Source organism: Streptococcus vestibularis ATCC 49124, from assembly GCF_000188295.1.
In the GTDB taxonomy this organism is placed as follows: Bacteria; Bacillota; Bacilli; order Lactobacillales; family Streptococcaceae; genus Streptococcus; species Streptococcus vestibularis.
In genome coordinates this window covers 135,598-148,799 of sequence record NZ_GL831112.1, presented here as the reverse complement: position 1 = coordinate 148,799, position 13,202 = coordinate 135,598, and the positions used below count along the sequence as shown (strand labels likewise).

The window sequence follows — 13,202 nt, the reverse complement described above, 5'->3', positions numbered from 1 at the left end:
ACCAAAAATTCTGATAATTGTCTTTGCTTTTGCCAAATAGAGTGTATTTTTATGTAAATTCTGGCTTTAGAGCTTCTATATCAGTAATCACTCGGTCTGGCTTGATTGGGGAATTCTCCAGTTCTCGACGAGAATACGGGAAGGTATTGAGCAAGATACCATCGATCCCAACTGCTTCAGCCACAGCAATATCAGTCGTCAAGTCATTTCCCACCATGACAGTCTCAGATGGCTTTACCCCATGATCATCCAAAACTTGCTTTAAAAATTCAGGTTGAGGCTTACAGATACCGGCATCCGAAGACAAGTAAATGGCATCAAAGTAAGGTCTTAACGCCATTAAGTCAATCTCAGCATTAGTAAAGGCTGCTTGAGCATTAGACAAGAGATAGAGACGATAGCCCTGCTCTTTTAGAAAGGCTAGAACCTCCTTAGTATGAGGATAAGCTGTCAAATGTTTTCGAGATAAGACGCGAAAGACCATAGCTATCAAATTTCCCCAATCGTCCAGCTGATTAGAGTTACTAGACTGAGGCCGAGCATCTACATAAAGCTGGTTAAAAATGTGGGCTAAATCAATTTCTGGATAAACAACCCCTTTGAGCTCTATTAACTCCTTACGGGCCTGATCCACGTGCTTAGCATAAGCCTTTTTAAGAGCATCACCTTCATAAGCCGCTCCATAAGCCTGGTAAAGTTGGGCTAATTTATCCCATAACATAGGATCCTTCTCATCGGTTAGGATATCAACCAAGGTACCATAAAAATCAAAAATGTAGTTCTTATAGGCTCTATTTTTCATCACTTTTTACCCATTACTGAAACTTTCTTACTTATTGCTCCCATCATACATCTTTTAGGAAGACCAAACAAGCTAACTGAGATATTTTCCCATCAAAAAAATCCCAACGACTGTTAGGATTGCTTATCATCTCTAATACGACCCATCAACAGCTCTCCCGCAACGGTTAATTGCGTCACTGAAGTCAAGCCCAAAGTATCCTTATTGGCATGGAAGAAAAGAGGTGTCATCTCAGCAAATGTTTGAACATGCTCTGATGGCATAGACCAAGTCTTAGCAATCGTCACACGCTCCAAAAGCTCACAGGACTCCTGGAAATGTTCCAAAACATCCTGGTTAGAATAAGCTTGCACCTCCGGTAACAGTTGGCGAAACTCTTTAAGATGATCTTCGTGAGGAATAACCTTAAAAATCAAGCCCTGATCAGACAAAAGTCTTCCAAATTCTTGATAATTAGCTGGTGAAAAGATATCTAAAATGACATCGATACCGTGTTCACGTAAGGGCAATTGAGCCAAATCACCAACAAACCAAGCTACATTTTTCTGAGGATTTTGACGTGCCGCAAGAAGGATAGAATCCTTAGACAAGTCAAAGGCCATGAAATCCTTGTCAAACTCTTGAGCCAACTGACGGCTATAGTAGCCCTCACCACAGGCAACATCTAGAACATGCGAATGTTTAGGAAGATCACGCAAGCGCTCTGAAATCACCTCCAGGATAGGATCATAATAGCCTGCTGCTAAAATCTGGCTCCTCTTTTCAAAAGAAGCCATATCATAGTGCTTATCTCCCTTAGTCTGTCTCAAAAAATTGACAAAGCCCTGCTTGGCAATATTAAAGGTATGCCTATTCTGACAAACCAAGCTAGACAAATCCAAATGCATTGGCGCCTGACAGATAGGACAAGCAAAAAGACTCTCTTGATCTTTAAAAACACTAAATTTGGCCATAAATCCTCCTTAACACAAAAAAAGAGCACACACCTGAAATCGCTTAGGGCTGCTGGATTCCTCCCCTGACCCGCTTCACGCACAGATGTTGCTCCGAAAAATATTATACCATAAATTAAAGTGATTGCAAGTAGGGAACTTAAGACAAGACTAGCAATGCCATAGTGGCATAAATGTCACTACTTTTTATTTCTCTTCACCTTATAATAAATCCATAGCTTGAGGAAAGTACCAAAAGTCAGTGATATAACTGACTTTATTGAAAGGAGAAGTCATACTTAGGGTATCTCTTAGCACGTGGTTAGGGGGCTAAAAGATTTTAAAACTAATCAAGAATAAAAAGAGGAGAATGACAATGATTAACAAAGAAATGAAGGCAGCTGAGCTAGCCTCAGTAACAGGAGGCGGATGGAAAACAAATCTTGCCGTTGGAGTTGGAGGTCTCTGTCTTGCTTCAGGACCTATTGGAACACTTATATGTATTGGTTCCTACAACGGCTACATGGATACTGCTCGATAAGAAGAAAGGACAATAAGAACAATGACTAAAACAACAACCGTAAGAAAATGACTACTCAAGAACTCGAAATCGTATCAGGTGGTACTGTTCCTTGGGTTGCTATTTCAGTAGGAATTGTTGGCTCAAAACTGACTTATGATCTAAGCTATGCTGCGGGTAAATCTTTCTACAATCACGCACACTAATAAAAGAACTTAACTTCAACTGACATCTCAAAGATTTTGAGGATGATAACTTATGAAGTTTACAAAAAATCAAACAAATGATACTACTGCTAATCAATCACCTAAAATGAACAACTATTTACTCGTAAAAATCGCTTTAGCTGGAATTATCAGTAGCCTATTTCTCATACTCCTAATCAACCTTATCTTTCATGTACGATTAGGAACACCAATTATTGACACTAATTTGAAATCCGCTTTTGGTACACTTATCCTCTTCATGCCTATTTTTCTTTTGACAAGAGAACAAGAAAAACATAAGACTAGGGAAGAGTGACTTAAAGAGCCTTCAATAAAACAAGACTCCCTCTAATCTCCCATTGAAAAATGCAAGCTCTTTTGGCTTGCATTTTGTCTTTACATATCTTGCACGACTTCTAATTTAGCCAATCGTTTGGCTTCTTTTTTGCGTTCACGGCTCTGGCGGAAAAAGTCTTGCATAATCTTAGCACAGTCCGCTTCCATGACACTAGTCTCTACTTCTACGCGATGATTGAGACGCTCATCTCTTAGGATATCATAAAGGCTACCTGCACCACCAAATTTTTGATTGCATGCTCCATAGATAACTTTGGGAATACGAGCTAGGCCAATGGCCCCACTACACATGACACAGGGTTCAATAGTCACAAAAAGGGTGCAGTCTAACAAACGCCAGTTGCCCACTGTCCTATTGGCCTCCTGAATGGCCATAACCTCCGCATGCATAATAGCTTGGTTAAGCTCCTCACGCGCATTATGCCCACGACCAACGATTTCTCTATCCTTAACAATAACACAACCAATTGGAATTTCTGCTTTATCTAGAGATTTTTGGGCCTCCTTAAGAGCCTCAGACATAAAGAACTCTTTCTCTTCTTGGCTATAGTCAAGCATTTGTCTTACTCCTGTTCCAAGATTAACGAGATACCGTCTCGCTTAGTCCCTCTATTATAGCATAAGAAAAACATTCCCTTTCCAAAAGGCACAAAAAAAGCTTAGACGAATCATCCTAGCTTCAAACACATTAGTTTGGTGAGTCTTAGGAATCACACTAATGTTGTTCCCCCAAGGCTAGACGAAATGTCAACGACCGCTTAACATCCTAATTTATATGTCAGTCGGAGTGTCATAGTCAATTGTCTGTGAAATCTTTGAAGCGACCTATAGCCTCACAACAATAAACTAAAATGTAACTGTCTCAAACGATTGCAAGGATAGTATTATAGTTGTGATACTTCACACTTTCCTTCCAAACAAGTAATGCCTACTATAGTTTATCACGAAACCTCTATCATTTAATTTAAAAAAGAGAATTGTTAATTGTGTCCACTATTTTGGCTAATCCACCAAACAGCAAAAACATGTTATAACTGCATTTAAAGGTTTTTCGAATAAATTTCTCTACTCTATCTATACTTTTAAACACCTATCATCCTAAGTCTTATCTAATTTTACTATTTATTAGTCTAACGAGTGTTTAATATTTCGTCTCCAACAATTCTTCAAAACAAGGTATGGAACAAGATAATGATTTTTTTGGAGTGATTGCTTCAAAGATAGAAGACTTAAATAGCTAGTACAAAGGATAAACTAAAAGGGAAGTTCTTCTTCTAAAATCAGGTCAGCCAAGTCATTGTCAGGATTATTTTCCCTAACAGCACGCTGAGCACGACTCTCCAGAAGTTGGAAAGAGGAACAAAGCACTTCAGTAACGTAATGAGTTTGACCATCCTTATCATACTTACGAGTGCGAATCTCACCATCAAGAGAAATTAAACTTCCCTTGCTAACATAAGATGCCAAGGTCTCAGCTAAACGGCCCCAAACCACTACTGTAATAAAGTCAGCCTCACGCTCACCATTTTGCGTCTTATAGCGACGATTAACCGCAACTGTGACACGTGTAAAAGACCTGTCGCTAGCAGTCTTAACTATTTCAGGTGTTGCTGTCAAACGTCCAATTAAAATTACTTTGTTATACATTTTTTACCTCCACCTATCTATTCGTAAGAGGGAGTAAAAAAGTGGTTTATTTTAAATAGTTTTACAAATTTTTTCGAGAGGATCCTCTCTAATACTCGAATCCCTCTACTACTCGAAGAATATTATTTTTCTAGAAATAGTACTCCATAAAATATTTTCATTACAAAAATTGATCTTTAAATATTCCCGACTCGCTTAGCTAACTCAACGTTTTTGAACCACAATTTCCCATGAAGCAGGACCGACTTGTTCAAAGCGCGTCACAGGATAATCATTATCTGCAGCCCAGTTTGGTATACTTTCCGTTGCTTGCGTACAATCGAAAGCTATCAACAACTCATCACCTGTAGCTAATTCAGCCATTTTTTTCTTCGCATCAATCAATGGGAATGGACATACCAATCCACCCGTTTCAAGTTTTATCAAAGCCATATGATATTCTCCTCTTAATTTTTGTTGGGTTTTACAAAGATAATATAGGAAGCCGTCCAAACACCTAAAATAGTCACTGGCAAAGCAATCCATCCCTTACTAGAAAAAATTGCTGTAGCTGTTAAACCATTACCAATCGTACAGCCACCAGCCCATGAAGCACCGATTCCCATAAAAATACCCCCTAGTGTGCTCTTACCGATGGTTGACAAGTCTGGCAAGCGCCAACGAAACTCTCGAGACCCCTTTGCAGCAAGAAAGGAACCAAGAAAAATCCCCAATACAAGAAAAACACCCCAACCAAGCTGTTTACTATCACCTGTAATAATATAACTAATTAGATGTGCTGAGGGAGTTGTAATACCTAGCCCTCCAACACGACCTGTCAACTGACTAGCAGGCCAAGCAATTAAAGCAACAAGACCTATTAGAAGTCCTGCAAAATATTTATGGTAAGTTTTCTCAAAAAGATAGTGTCTCACTCCCTTATATTTTGATGGAAGCGTAGCAATCTGACGTCTGGGCTTACGTAACTCTCGAATGACGACAAAACTTGTTATGGCTACTAATAAAACAAGAAAATACCAAACCGGAATTCCTAATTGACCAGCTAAATCATCATTAATTACCCATCGCTTGGCTATTAATTGATTCAAAGAAACAAGAAATCCTGATTTCATAGCTGCTGCACTTATCATATAAAAGAATAGTGCAACCCAACTACCTAGGAGCCCTTCACCGGCACGATACCACGTCCCTGTGGCACATCCCCCAGCGAGAACAATTCCAATACCAAATAGATAGGAGCCCACAATAGCTCCTAACACGGAGAAGTCTTCATAAGAGTTTCCAATAATACCTAATTTAATCAGGGAAAGCACTCCTATACTTTCTACTGTGATTGCAATAAGGAAAGCGTAAAATAAGGTATTATTACGAGCAATATACATGTCTCGGAAACCACCAGTCAAGCAGAAACGAGTTCGTTGCAAAATGAATCCAAATATCAGACCAATGAGCCCACCAGAAAGAACAGTCGTAAGCATAAGTACCTCCTAAAGTAAATATTGATTACATTTTAAGAAAAATATTACAACTTGCATAATCTTTCTTTTTTATAATTAGCTATAAACTTTCTTTATGACAAACAAAAAAGCGGCTTACTTACCGCTTCTTGTCTTATTTACCCTTTCCAGTGTTTGGCTGGATCAAAAGTCTCACCGACTACTGCTGAATCATCAAGTTCAATAATACCACGTTTTTGTGGGGCATTTGGAAGTGCCAACTCACGTGGGGAACACATCATACCATAACTATCTTCACCACGAAGTTTTCCTGGGAAGATAAGGGCACCGCTAGGCATCATAGCACCGGGAAGAGCTACGATAGTTTTAAGACCAAGCGCTGCGTTTGGTGCTCCTGCAACGATTTGGACCTTCTTATCACCAATGTTCACTTGGCAGATGTTAAGGTGGTCACTGTCTGGATGTGGAACCATTTCTTCAATTTGTCCAACCACAAAGACTGGTCCTTGTGTGTTTTCCAAACGCTCTTCAAAGCCCTCTTTAGCCAATTCCTCGTTCAAAACAGCTACATCTTGGTCTGACAAGAAAACTTGACCGTTACCTTTGATATCAATGAGGCTTGACGCTTCAAAAATATTCCAAGCAAGAGTCTTGCCTGTTTCATCAGCTGTGACACGCGCCACTTTACCTTTACGTTCTACGCTACGTTTGACGTCTTTAGTATCTTCCAAAATAACCAACAAAACGTCGCCAACTTGTTCCTTATTGTATGCAAAAATCATGGGTTCTCCTTATACTGTTGCCAAAAAGGCAGTGATTTCTTCTTTAGTTTTACGAGCTTTATTGACCAAGCGTCCCAATTCCTGACCTTTCTGAGTCACAACAAAACTTGGGATACCAAAAATATTCCAAGTTTGTGCCAGAGCCATATAATCATCACGATTAACACGCACAAAGGTCATATCTGGATGGAGGGCTTCGATTTCAGGCATAACAGGGTAGATGAACTGGCAGTCCGGACACCAATCGGCAGTAAAAAAGAAGACCACTTTTTGATCACTCTCGACATAGCTTGCCAGTTCTTCAAAATTATTAGGAATAATCATGCTTGTTCCTCCTCATAGGTCACCTTGTCCTCTGCATAAACAAAGCTATAGGCACGTCCATCCTCTAAGACGATACCTCCTGTGAGCCCAGGATTTTCTTTATCCGTAGGATTCGTGTAAAGAACTGCGATGGGTCCAAGATGTGATAATTCTTGTCTAATATCTTGGATTAATGCAGCTTTCTTCATTTCTACGCGTGACTGTCTATACTTCTCTGTCATTGCCAAGAGACCTAAAGCTCCTACGCCTCCAGCAAACAAGGCCAATGTTTTACGTTTCATAAGAAACATTTTACCATAATTTTAGAGGAATGGGGAGAGGCTACCTATCTCTTAAGAATCGTGCTAAAATAGTAGCAAGTACTACTCAAGGAGGATTTTATGACTACCCTATTTGACAAAATTAAAGAAGTAACCGAGCTTAGCGCTACTTCAGGCTTTGAAGCTCCTGTACGCGACTACCTTCGCAACAATATCACCCCACTTGTAGATGAGGTCCAAACAGATGGTCTCGGTGGTATTTTCGGTATCAAGCATAGCCGGGCAGAAAATACCCCTAAGGTGCTTGTGGCTGCCCACATGGACGAAGTTGGGTTTATGATTAAAGAAATCAAGGCAGACGGAACTTTCCGTGTCGTCGAACTTGGCGGTTGGAACCCACTTGTTGTCAGCTCACAACGCTTCACCCTACACACTCGTGATGGCCGTATCTATCCTGTCATCTCAGGTTCGGTACCACCTCATTTCTTACGTGCCAGCGGTGGGGCTCCAAGTCTTCCTAGTGTTTCTGATATCGTCTTTGATGCTGGTTTTTCCAACCAAGAAGAGGCTAATGCCTACGGTGTTTTTCCAGGTGATGTCATCATTCCTGAATCAGAAACGATCCTCACAGCCAATCAAAAGAATGTCATTTCTAAAGCTTGGGATAACCGTTATGGTGTTCTCATGATTCGCGAACTCTTGGAAAACGTTAAAGATCAAGAACTCAATAATACTCTAATTGCTGGTGCCAATGTTCAAGAAGAAGTTGGTTTACGTGGTGCCCATGTTTCTACCACTAAATTTGATCCTGAAGTTTTCTTTGCAGTGGACTGTTCTCCTGCAGGTGATATTTATGGTAATCAAGGTAAGGTAGGTGATGGTACCCTTATTCGTTTCTTCGACCCAGGTCACATCATGTTGCCAAATATGAAAGATTTCCTTTTGACTACAGCTGAAGAAGCTGGTATCAAATACCAATACTACTGTGCTGCGGGCGGAACAGATGCTGGTGCCGCTCACTTGCAGAATGCTGGTGTCCCATCAACAACTATCGGTGTTTGTGCCCGTTACATTCACTCGCACCAAACCCTTTATGCGATGGATGACTTCCTAGAGGCACAAGCCTTCTTACAAGCGATTGTTAAGAAGTTGGATCGTTCAACAGTGGATTTGATTAAAAACTACTAAGATAAGGAGTAGCCCATGATTATTGGTTTTATTGGCGTTGGAAAGATGGCGACAGCCATTATCAACGGCCTAAATACAAGCTCACATCGTATCATTATTTCAGGGTCTTCCTTGGCTCGTTCGCGCCAAATTGCAGAGGAACTAGAGGTTGAAGCTGCTGCTTCCCATCAGGAATTGTTGGATAAGGCTGACCTGGTCATTCTTGGTATTAAACCTCAAATGTTTGATAAGGTGCTAACTGACCTCAACTTCCATCAACCTATCATGAGTATGGCTGCTGGAGTGACCTTGGAACGCCTCGCTTCACTCACAAGTGCAGACCTACCTCTTATTCGTATCATGCCTAACCTTAATGCTCAGATTCTTAAGAGCACTACCGGTCTTTGTACCAATGATAAGGTATCTGAGGACCTTTTGGCAATTGCCAAGGAAATCACAGATAGTTTTGGAACTACTGTTGAATTGGCTGAGAAGGACTTCGATACCTTCACTGCCCTAGCTGGCTCTAGTCCGGCCTACATCGCCCTCTTTATCGAGGCTCTGGCTAAAGCTGGCGTCAAAAATGGCCTAAGTAAGCAAGTTGCTCTGACCATTGCCACACAGACAGTTCTAGCCACTGCTGAAAATCTCAGTCTAGGTAGCGACAGTCCACATGATCTTATTGACAAAGTATGTAGCCCTGGCGGGACCACTATCGCCGGTCTCATGGACCTTGAGCGGACTGGTCTTACCCATAGTGTGGCTTCAAGTATTGATACAACCATTGCCAAAGCCAAAAAATTATAGTAAAAAGCTCGGAAAATTCCGAGCTTTATTTGATATATGGTGCTAAAAATTGTAAAAGTAACATCATTGAAACCACAATACTATTGTTAATCATATGGGCTATGATACAGTACTCTAACTTTTGACACTTACGATATACTACCCCAAGGGTAAACCCCATACCTGCATATATAATCCAGACACCGATACTATTAGGCATATGAACAAGGCCAAAGAGTAAACTACTTAGAGTCAACCCAACAATAGAATCTGGATTAAAGACACGTCCCATGAGGAGCCCTCTAAAAATCAACTCTTCCACAATCGGTGCCATAATCACCGTAACTGTTATGAGAACAAAGGGATTCATATGGGCATTTTCTATGGCTGCCTGATTGGCGCTATTACTAACACCCTCCATTTGCATGACCATCCCACCTACCCTAGTAACAATGTAAATACCTAGGTAGGTCAAGCCAATCATACCCCATGCCTTTAAGGAAGAAAGTGTCTTGAAGCCCTCAAGAAGCCCCATGCGTTTTCCTAAGAAAAGAGCTCCTGCACTAATGAGTAGCATAACCAAAATTAGGAGACTCACTGCCCTCACGTCTTTAACACGAACAAATATGGTTGGAGCTTGTTCAATACACAAAATTAGGAAAGCCAGTAAGAAATAAAGAAAGCGTTTTAAAATGGACTCTTTGTTCATAAGAAGCTACCTCTTTTCATTGTTATTTTGTACCTTTATTATAATACAAATCTACTGTTTTGACAAGCCACTATGAAATAGAGGGATAATTAAGGAATCTTATCCGATTTTAGATAGGATGAGACGAATAAAGACAAATCCTACAACTAAGCCATAGAGCAAGACAGATAAGACTGTAACATATGGCAACTGAATACTGACAAAGGCATGTAGGGCAATCAAAGCAAAGATAAGCAAAAACTCCAGAATCAGTGTTGCGACTGCTGACGCCTTCAAAATCTGTTTATTTCTCTCATCGTAGGCAGCAATATACATCTGGTGAAGGCGTTTAGGATGACTAAGCGCTGCAAAATAATAAATCGACAGAGCATAACTCCCAATGGTAACCCCCACTACTAATCCTAGTGCATAATCACTAAGACTATTAGAGCAAACAATAAATAATCCCAAAATACCCAAAGAAAAGAAAGAACATGATACTCGGGCTATGTATCTTTTATACTCTGATTCTGCTTTTTTCTTTCCTAACGTCTTCAATAACATATCTTGATACTCCTTAATCTTCCTCAAAAATAAAGACTTCTTCAATAGTCTTTCCAAAATACCTAGCAATTTTAAAAGCCAGCTCCAAGGACGCATTATAGCGACCTTTTTCGAGTGAAATGATGGTCTGCCTGGTGACCCCCATTTCATCTGCTAACTCTGCCTGACTAATCTTATTAGCCTTGCGAAGTTCCTGAATTTTTGTTTCCATGTGGTACCTCAACCTTATCGTTTATTCTCAAATAGTTAAACTCCTTACTTTTCTTTGTTAAGTTAACTTTACATTTATAGTATAGTCTACTTTACATATTTTGTAAAGCCTCTTTTACATTTTTTGTAAAGTTTTCTTTACTTATAGAATTACACATAAATAGAAATAGTCGAATGATTCTGTCAGAGCATTCAAAAAAGCTGGCCAATCACTCAGCCAACTTTTCTGGTCTTATCAAATTTTTGATAACTTATTTAGTTTTAAGGCGCTCAACATCACGCGCAATCACCAACTCTTCATCCGTTGGGATAACAAATACTTTAACAGCTGACTCTGCTGTTGTAATGTCGCCTACATGTCCAAAGACATTCTTTTCAGGATCCACTTCAATACCAAACCAAGTGAGACCATCCAAGACTGAAGCACGAACTTCTGCAGAGTTTTCACCAATACCTGCTGTAAAGACGATAGCATCCGCTCCGTTCAACACACCGAAGTATTGAGCAATGTATTTACGCAAACGATCCACATAAAGATTATAGGCTAACACACATTTTTCATCGCCAGCATTCTTACCAGCAATGATATCACGCATATCACTTGATTTTTCAGAAATACCAAGGAGACCTGATTCCTTATTAAAGACGTGACGGATACGCTCAGCATCTGCCATTTCAGGCTCACGGTCGATAACAAATGGAATAATCGCAGGGTCAAGATCCCCAGTACGTGTTCCCATCATAACGCCACCAAGTGGTGTCAACCCCATTGACGTGTCTACTGATTTACCACCATCAACGGCAGTAATTGAAACACCATTTCCCACATGGGCTGTGATAATCTTAGTTTCTTCAATTGGCTTACCTAACAACTTAGCTGCTTCTTGAGAAACATATTGGTGGCTAGTTCCGTGTGCTCCATACTTACGGACTTGGTAGTCTGTATAGTAACGATTAGGCACTGGATAACGGTAGGCCACTTCCGGCATAGACGTATGGAAGGCTGTATCAAAAACAGCAACACTCGTAATATCTGGGAGGAGCTCCTTAAAGGCCCGAATCCCTGAAGCTGCACCTGGATTGTGCAAAGGTGCTAAGGCTGACAATTCTTCAATCTTAGCCAAGGCATCTTCATCCACCAAGCTTGATTCTTTGAAATATTCTCCACCAGCAACCACACGGTGACCAACACCTGTAATTTCATCATAACTCTTGATAATATCAAAACGAATCAAATCATCAAGCAAGATTTTTACTGCCTGAACATGGTCAGCAATATCTAGGGTTTGCGATTCTGAACGGTCATCAAATTTTACTGTTGAAACAGAATCTTTCAAGCCGATACGTTCAATCAAACCCTTAGCAAGAACAACTTCATCTGGCATCTCATATAGTTGCCATTTCAAGCTTGAGCTTCCTGCATTAATTGCTATTGTTTTTGTCATAAGCCACCTCTTTGTAAAACGCTTTCAATAATATAGTCCTATTCTAACATGTTTTGCTAGAAAATGGAATTATCTGATTTCCATTTTTGGAAATTCTCTGTAAAATCTTTGAGGACCTCTGGATTTTGCAAATCACTAAGTGGATAAACAAAGGTCTCAGGAGCATTTTCAGTTTGTTTTTTAAGCACAAAGATAGACTTCATGTTATGTTTATTGCCAAAAGCTGCTTCTGGAAGAGTGATAACAGCAATAATATCAGCATATCCTGATAGCCATTTCTTAAGCAAATCACTTTGTGGACTTGTCAAAAGATTAGTTGGTGCCAAAAGAATAGCAATACCATCTTTCTTCAAGTACTTGAGTGATTGCTCCATGAGAAGGTGATGGGCATAGGTGTGTTCACCAGTTGCTGCAACCTTGAAACGACTCGCAATCTCATCATTAGGGTAGTAACCAACAGGTAGGTCACTGATAATAACATCACTCTCTTTGAGAATGTGTGGTCGAACAGCATCTTCTTGGATGTAAACTGCACTCGAATTCACCACATCAGCAATACTAGCTGACAAATCGATAAGGAGATCGTCAACTTCCATTCCCATATAATTAAGGGTTTTCTGACTATTATTTAGAAGAGTTTCAGCCAAGTTTCCTGTCCCCGAACCAATCTCCAAAACATCTAATTGGTCGTCCTTGGTCAAACCTTCGAGTAGGTAGAGGATGATAAAGCCAATAGCATCAGGTGTAAACTGGTGATTGGCCTGTAAGGCTTCCAATTGCCCTAGCTTGATAAATAAGAACTGAAAAGCACGACGCCACTCCTCTTTACTTAGATCAAGAGCACGTAATTTCTCGTTGTTTTTGATAATGACTTCATTAGCTACCTCAGCCCCCAAATAATAGGAATTTTGCTCAATAAGCGCATCGTAAGCATGGGTTCCAAGATCACTTTCAATGGTTTGGACATTTTCTAACAACAGCTCAAAGGCTGTCTCAATTGCTTCAAAATTCATGATTTCCTCCGTCCTTCTATCATATCAAAAAGGAAAGAGAAT

Annotated in this window: 19 protein-coding genes and 1 other RNA gene; 5 read left to right on the top strand and 15 right to left on the bottom strand. The window is 40.1% G+C overall.

The window, feature by feature from the left end; translation table 11 throughout:
- Window positions 1-49: 49 nt before the first annotated feature.
- From HMPREF9425_RS00800 to ffs, 3 genes are all read right to left on the bottom strand, one after another.
- Window positions 50-802, bottom strand: coding sequence for an HAD family hydrolase (locus tag HMPREF9425_RS00800; RefSeq protein WP_003095921.1), 753 nt, complete (start codon window positions 800-802; stop codon window positions 50-52).
- Window positions 803-915: 113 nt separating this feature from the next.
- Window positions 916-1,755: a putative RNA methyltransferase gene (locus HMPREF9425_RS00795; protein WP_003095919.1), complete on the bottom strand. Its 840-nt coding sequence runs from the start codon at window positions 1,753-1,755 to the stop codon at window positions 916-918.
- Window positions 1,756-1,769: 14 nt separating this feature from the next.
- An RNA gene (ffs, locus tag HMPREF9425_RS09115) (signal recognition particle sRNA small type) lies at window positions 1,770-1,855 on the bottom strand.
- Window positions 1,856-2,110: 255 nt separating this feature from the next.
- On the opposite strand from ffs, the gene HMPREF9425_RS00790 reads away from it, so the two are divergent.
- The 3 genes from HMPREF9425_RS00790 to HMPREF9425_RS00780 are packed head-to-tail and all read left to right on the top strand — an operon-like array spanning window position 2,111 to window position 2,776.
- Window positions 2,111-2,275 (top strand): class IIb bacteriocin, lactobin A/cerein 7B family, encoded by a 165-nt coding sequence (locus tag HMPREF9425_RS00790; protein ID WP_003091944.1) that lies wholly within the window; start codon window positions 2,111-2,113, stop codon window positions 2,273-2,275.
- 47 nt (window positions 2,276-2,322) lie between these two features.
- Complete coding sequence (locus HMPREF9425_RS00785; protein WP_003092077.1) at window positions 2,323-2,460, top strand: class IIb bacteriocin, lactobin A/cerein 7B family; 138 nt, start codon at window positions 2,323-2,325, stop codon at window positions 2,458-2,460.
- Between the two features lie 52 nt (window positions 2,461-2,512).
- Window positions 2,513-2,776 carry a hypothetical protein gene (locus HMPREF9425_RS00780; protein ID WP_003091993.1) on the top strand — a complete coding sequence of 88 codons (264 nt, stop codon included), beginning with the start codon at window positions 2,513-2,515 and terminating at the stop codon, window positions 2,774-2,776.
- A gap of 80 nt (window positions 2,777-2,856) precedes the next feature.
- Here the strand turns inward: HMPREF9425_RS00780 and tadA are convergent, their stop codons facing one another.
- The 7 genes from tadA to HMPREF9425_RS00745 all read right to left on the bottom strand — a co-directional run bounded on the left by tadA (window position 2,857) and on the right by HMPREF9425_RS00745 (window position 7,308).
- Window positions 2,857-3,375, bottom strand: a complete 519-nt coding sequence (gene tadA / locus HMPREF9425_RS00775; protein ID WP_003095914.1) for a tRNA adenosine(34) deaminase TadA — start codon at window positions 3,373-3,375, stop codon at window positions 2,857-2,859.
- Window positions 3,376-4,071: 696 nt separating this feature from the next.
- A complete protein-coding gene (locus HMPREF9425_RS00770) occupies window positions 4,072-4,464 on the bottom strand; it encodes a single-stranded DNA-binding protein (RefSeq protein ID WP_003095913.1) in 393 nt (130 codons plus the stop codon).
- A 204-nt stretch (window positions 4,465-4,668) separates the two neighbouring features.
- Entirely contained in the window at window positions 4,669-4,896 is a 228-nt protein-coding gene (locus HMPREF9425_RS00765; protein ID WP_003095911.1) for a sulfurtransferase TusA family protein, read from the bottom strand.
- Window positions 4,897-4,910: 14 nt separating this feature from the next.
- Window positions 4,911-5,942, bottom strand: a complete 1,032-nt coding sequence (locus HMPREF9425_RS00760; protein WP_003095909.1) for a YeeE/YedE family protein — start codon at window positions 5,940-5,942, stop codon at window positions 4,911-4,913.
- 137 nt (window positions 5,943-6,079) lie between these two features.
- Window positions 6,080-6,703, bottom strand: coding sequence for a YtpR family tRNA-binding protein (gene ytpR / locus HMPREF9425_RS00755; protein ID WP_003092102.1), 624 nt, complete (start codon window positions 6,701-6,703; stop codon window positions 6,080-6,082).
- A gap of 9 nt (window positions 6,704-6,712) precedes the next feature.
- On the bottom strand, window positions 6,713-7,027 hold the full coding sequence (locus HMPREF9425_RS00750) for a thioredoxin family protein (protein WP_003095907.1): 315 nt from the start codon (window positions 7,025-7,027) through the stop codon (window positions 6,713-6,715).
- The gene (locus HMPREF9425_RS00745) at window positions 7,024-7,308 is read right to left on the bottom strand and encodes a DUF4651 domain-containing protein (protein ID WP_037621617.1); all 285 of its coding nucleotides are present in this window, start codon (window positions 7,306-7,308) and stop codon (window positions 7,024-7,026) included. The genes HMPREF9425_RS00750 and HMPREF9425_RS00745 overlap by 4 nt, the downstream gene beginning before the upstream one ends.
- A 99-nt stretch (window positions 7,309-7,407) precedes the next feature.
- On the opposite strand from HMPREF9425_RS00745, the gene pepA reads away from it, so the two are divergent.
- Both pepA and proC read left to right on the top strand, forming a co-directional pair.
- The gene (pepA, locus tag HMPREF9425_RS00740) at window positions 7,408-8,475 is read left to right on the top strand and encodes a glutamyl aminopeptidase (protein ID WP_003095903.1); all 1,068 of its coding nucleotides are present in this window, start codon (window positions 7,408-7,410) and stop codon (window positions 8,473-8,475) included.
- A 15-nt stretch (window positions 8,476-8,490) separates the two neighbouring features.
- Window positions 8,491-9,261 carry a pyrroline-5-carboxylate reductase gene (gene proC, locus HMPREF9425_RS00735; protein WP_003095901.1) on the top strand — a complete coding sequence of 257 codons (771 nt, stop codon included), beginning with the start codon at window positions 8,491-8,493 and terminating at the stop codon, window positions 9,259-9,261.
- A 25-nt stretch (window positions 9,262-9,286) separates the two neighbouring features.
- Here the strand turns inward: proC and HMPREF9425_RS00730 are convergent, their stop codons facing one another.
- From HMPREF9425_RS00730 to HMPREF9425_RS00710, 5 genes are all read right to left on the bottom strand, one after another.
- Complete coding sequence (locus HMPREF9425_RS00730; protein ID WP_003095899.1) at window positions 9,287-9,949, bottom strand: CPBP family intramembrane glutamic endopeptidase; 663 nt, start codon at window positions 9,947-9,949, stop codon at window positions 9,287-9,289.
- Window positions 9,950-10,048: 99 nt separating this feature from the next.
- Window positions 10,049-10,492: a hypothetical protein gene (locus tag HMPREF9425_RS00725; protein WP_037621248.1), complete on the bottom strand. Its 444-nt coding sequence runs from the start codon at window positions 10,490-10,492 to the stop codon at window positions 10,049-10,051.
- Between the two features lie 13 nt (window positions 10,493-10,505).
- Window positions 10,506-10,703 (bottom strand): helix-turn-helix transcriptional regulator, encoded by a 198-nt coding sequence (locus tag HMPREF9425_RS00720; protein WP_002885716.1) that lies wholly within the window; start codon window positions 10,701-10,703, stop codon window positions 10,506-10,508.
- A gap of 250 nt (window positions 10,704-10,953) precedes the next feature.
- Window positions 10,954-12,147, bottom strand: a complete 1,194-nt coding sequence (locus HMPREF9425_RS00715; RefSeq protein ID WP_003095894.1) for an acetate kinase — start codon at window positions 12,145-12,147, stop codon at window positions 10,954-10,956.
- 56 nt (window positions 12,148-12,203) lie between these two features.
- Complete coding sequence (locus HMPREF9425_RS00710) at window positions 12,204-13,160, bottom strand: class I SAM-dependent methyltransferase (protein WP_003091902.1); 957 nt, start codon at window positions 13,158-13,160, stop codon at window positions 12,204-12,206.
- Window positions 13,161-13,202 lie beyond the last annotated feature (42 nt).

What these genes read in the sequence shown, in the direction of transcription:
- HMPREF9425_RS00790 (WP_003091944.1), top strand. Translation starts at nt 2,111, where the DNA reads ATGATTAACAAAGAAATGAAGGCAGCTGAGCTAGCCTCAGTAACAGGA.
- HMPREF9425_RS00725 (WP_037621248.1), bottom strand. Translation starts at nt 10,492, where the DNA reads ATGTTATTGAAGACGTTAGGAAAGAAAAAAGCAGAATCAGAGTATAAA.
- HMPREF9425_RS00800 (WP_003095921.1), bottom strand. Translation starts at nt 802, where the DNA reads ATGAAAAATAGAGCCTATAAGAACTACATTTTTGATTTTTATGGTACC.
- HMPREF9425_RS00765 (WP_003095911.1), bottom strand. Translation starts at nt 4,896, where the DNA reads ATGGCTTTGATAAAACTTGAAACGGGTGGATTGGTATGTCCATTCCCA.
- HMPREF9425_RS00730 (WP_003095899.1), bottom strand. Translation starts at nt 9,949, where the DNA reads ATGAACAAAGAGTCCATTTTAAAACGCTTTCTTTATTTCTTACTGGCT.
- HMPREF9425_RS00720 (WP_002885716.1), bottom strand. Translation starts at nt 10,703, where the DNA reads ATGGAAACAAAAATTCAGGAACTTCGCAAGGCTAATAAGATTAGTCAG.
- proC (WP_003095901.1), top strand. Translation starts at nt 8,491, where the DNA reads ATGATTATTGGTTTTATTGGCGTTGGAAAGATGGCGACAGCCATTATC.
- ytpR (WP_003092102.1), bottom strand. Translation starts at nt 6,703, where the DNA reads ATGATTTTTGCATACAATAAGGAACAAGTTGGCGACGTTTTGTTGGTT.
- tadA (WP_003095914.1), bottom strand. Translation starts at nt 3,375, where the DNA reads ATGCTTGACTATAGCCAAGAAGAGAAAGAGTTCTTTATGTCTGAGGCT.
- HMPREF9425_RS00715 (WP_003095894.1), bottom strand. Translation starts at nt 12,147, where the DNA reads ATGACAAAAACAATAGCAATTAATGCAGGAAGCTCAAGCTTGAAATGG.
- HMPREF9425_RS00760 (WP_003095909.1), bottom strand. Translation starts at nt 5,942, where the DNA reads ATGCTTACGACTGTTCTTTCTGGTGGGCTCATTGGTCTGATATTTGGA.
- pepA (WP_003095903.1), top strand. Translation starts at nt 7,408, where the DNA reads ATGACTACCCTATTTGACAAAATTAAAGAAGTAACCGAGCTTAGCGCT.
- HMPREF9425_RS00785 (WP_003092077.1), top strand. Translation starts at nt 2,323, where the DNA reads ATGACTACTCAAGAACTCGAAATCGTATCAGGTGGTACTGTTCCTTGG.
- HMPREF9425_RS00780 (WP_003091993.1), top strand. Translation starts at nt 2,513, where the DNA reads ATGAAGTTTACAAAAAATCAAACAAATGATACTACTGCTAATCAATCA.
- HMPREF9425_RS00710 (WP_003091902.1), bottom strand. Translation starts at nt 13,160, where the DNA reads ATGAATTTTGAAGCAATTGAGACAGCCTTTGAGCTGTTGTTAGAAAAT.
- HMPREF9425_RS00745 (WP_037621617.1), bottom strand. Translation starts at nt 7,308, where the DNA reads ATGAAACGTAAAACATTGGCCTTGTTTGCTGGAGGCGTAGGAGCTTTA.
- HMPREF9425_RS00795 (WP_003095919.1), bottom strand. Translation starts at nt 1,755, where the DNA reads ATGGCCAAATTTAGTGTTTTTAAAGATCAAGAGAGTCTTTTTGCTTGT.
- HMPREF9425_RS00770 (WP_003095913.1), bottom strand. Translation starts at nt 4,464, where the DNA reads ATGTATAACAAAGTAATTTTAATTGGACGTTTGACAGCAACACCTGAA.
- HMPREF9425_RS00750 (WP_003095907.1), bottom strand. Translation starts at nt 7,027, where the DNA reads ATGATTATTCCTAATAATTTTGAAGAACTGGCAAGCTATGTCGAGAGT.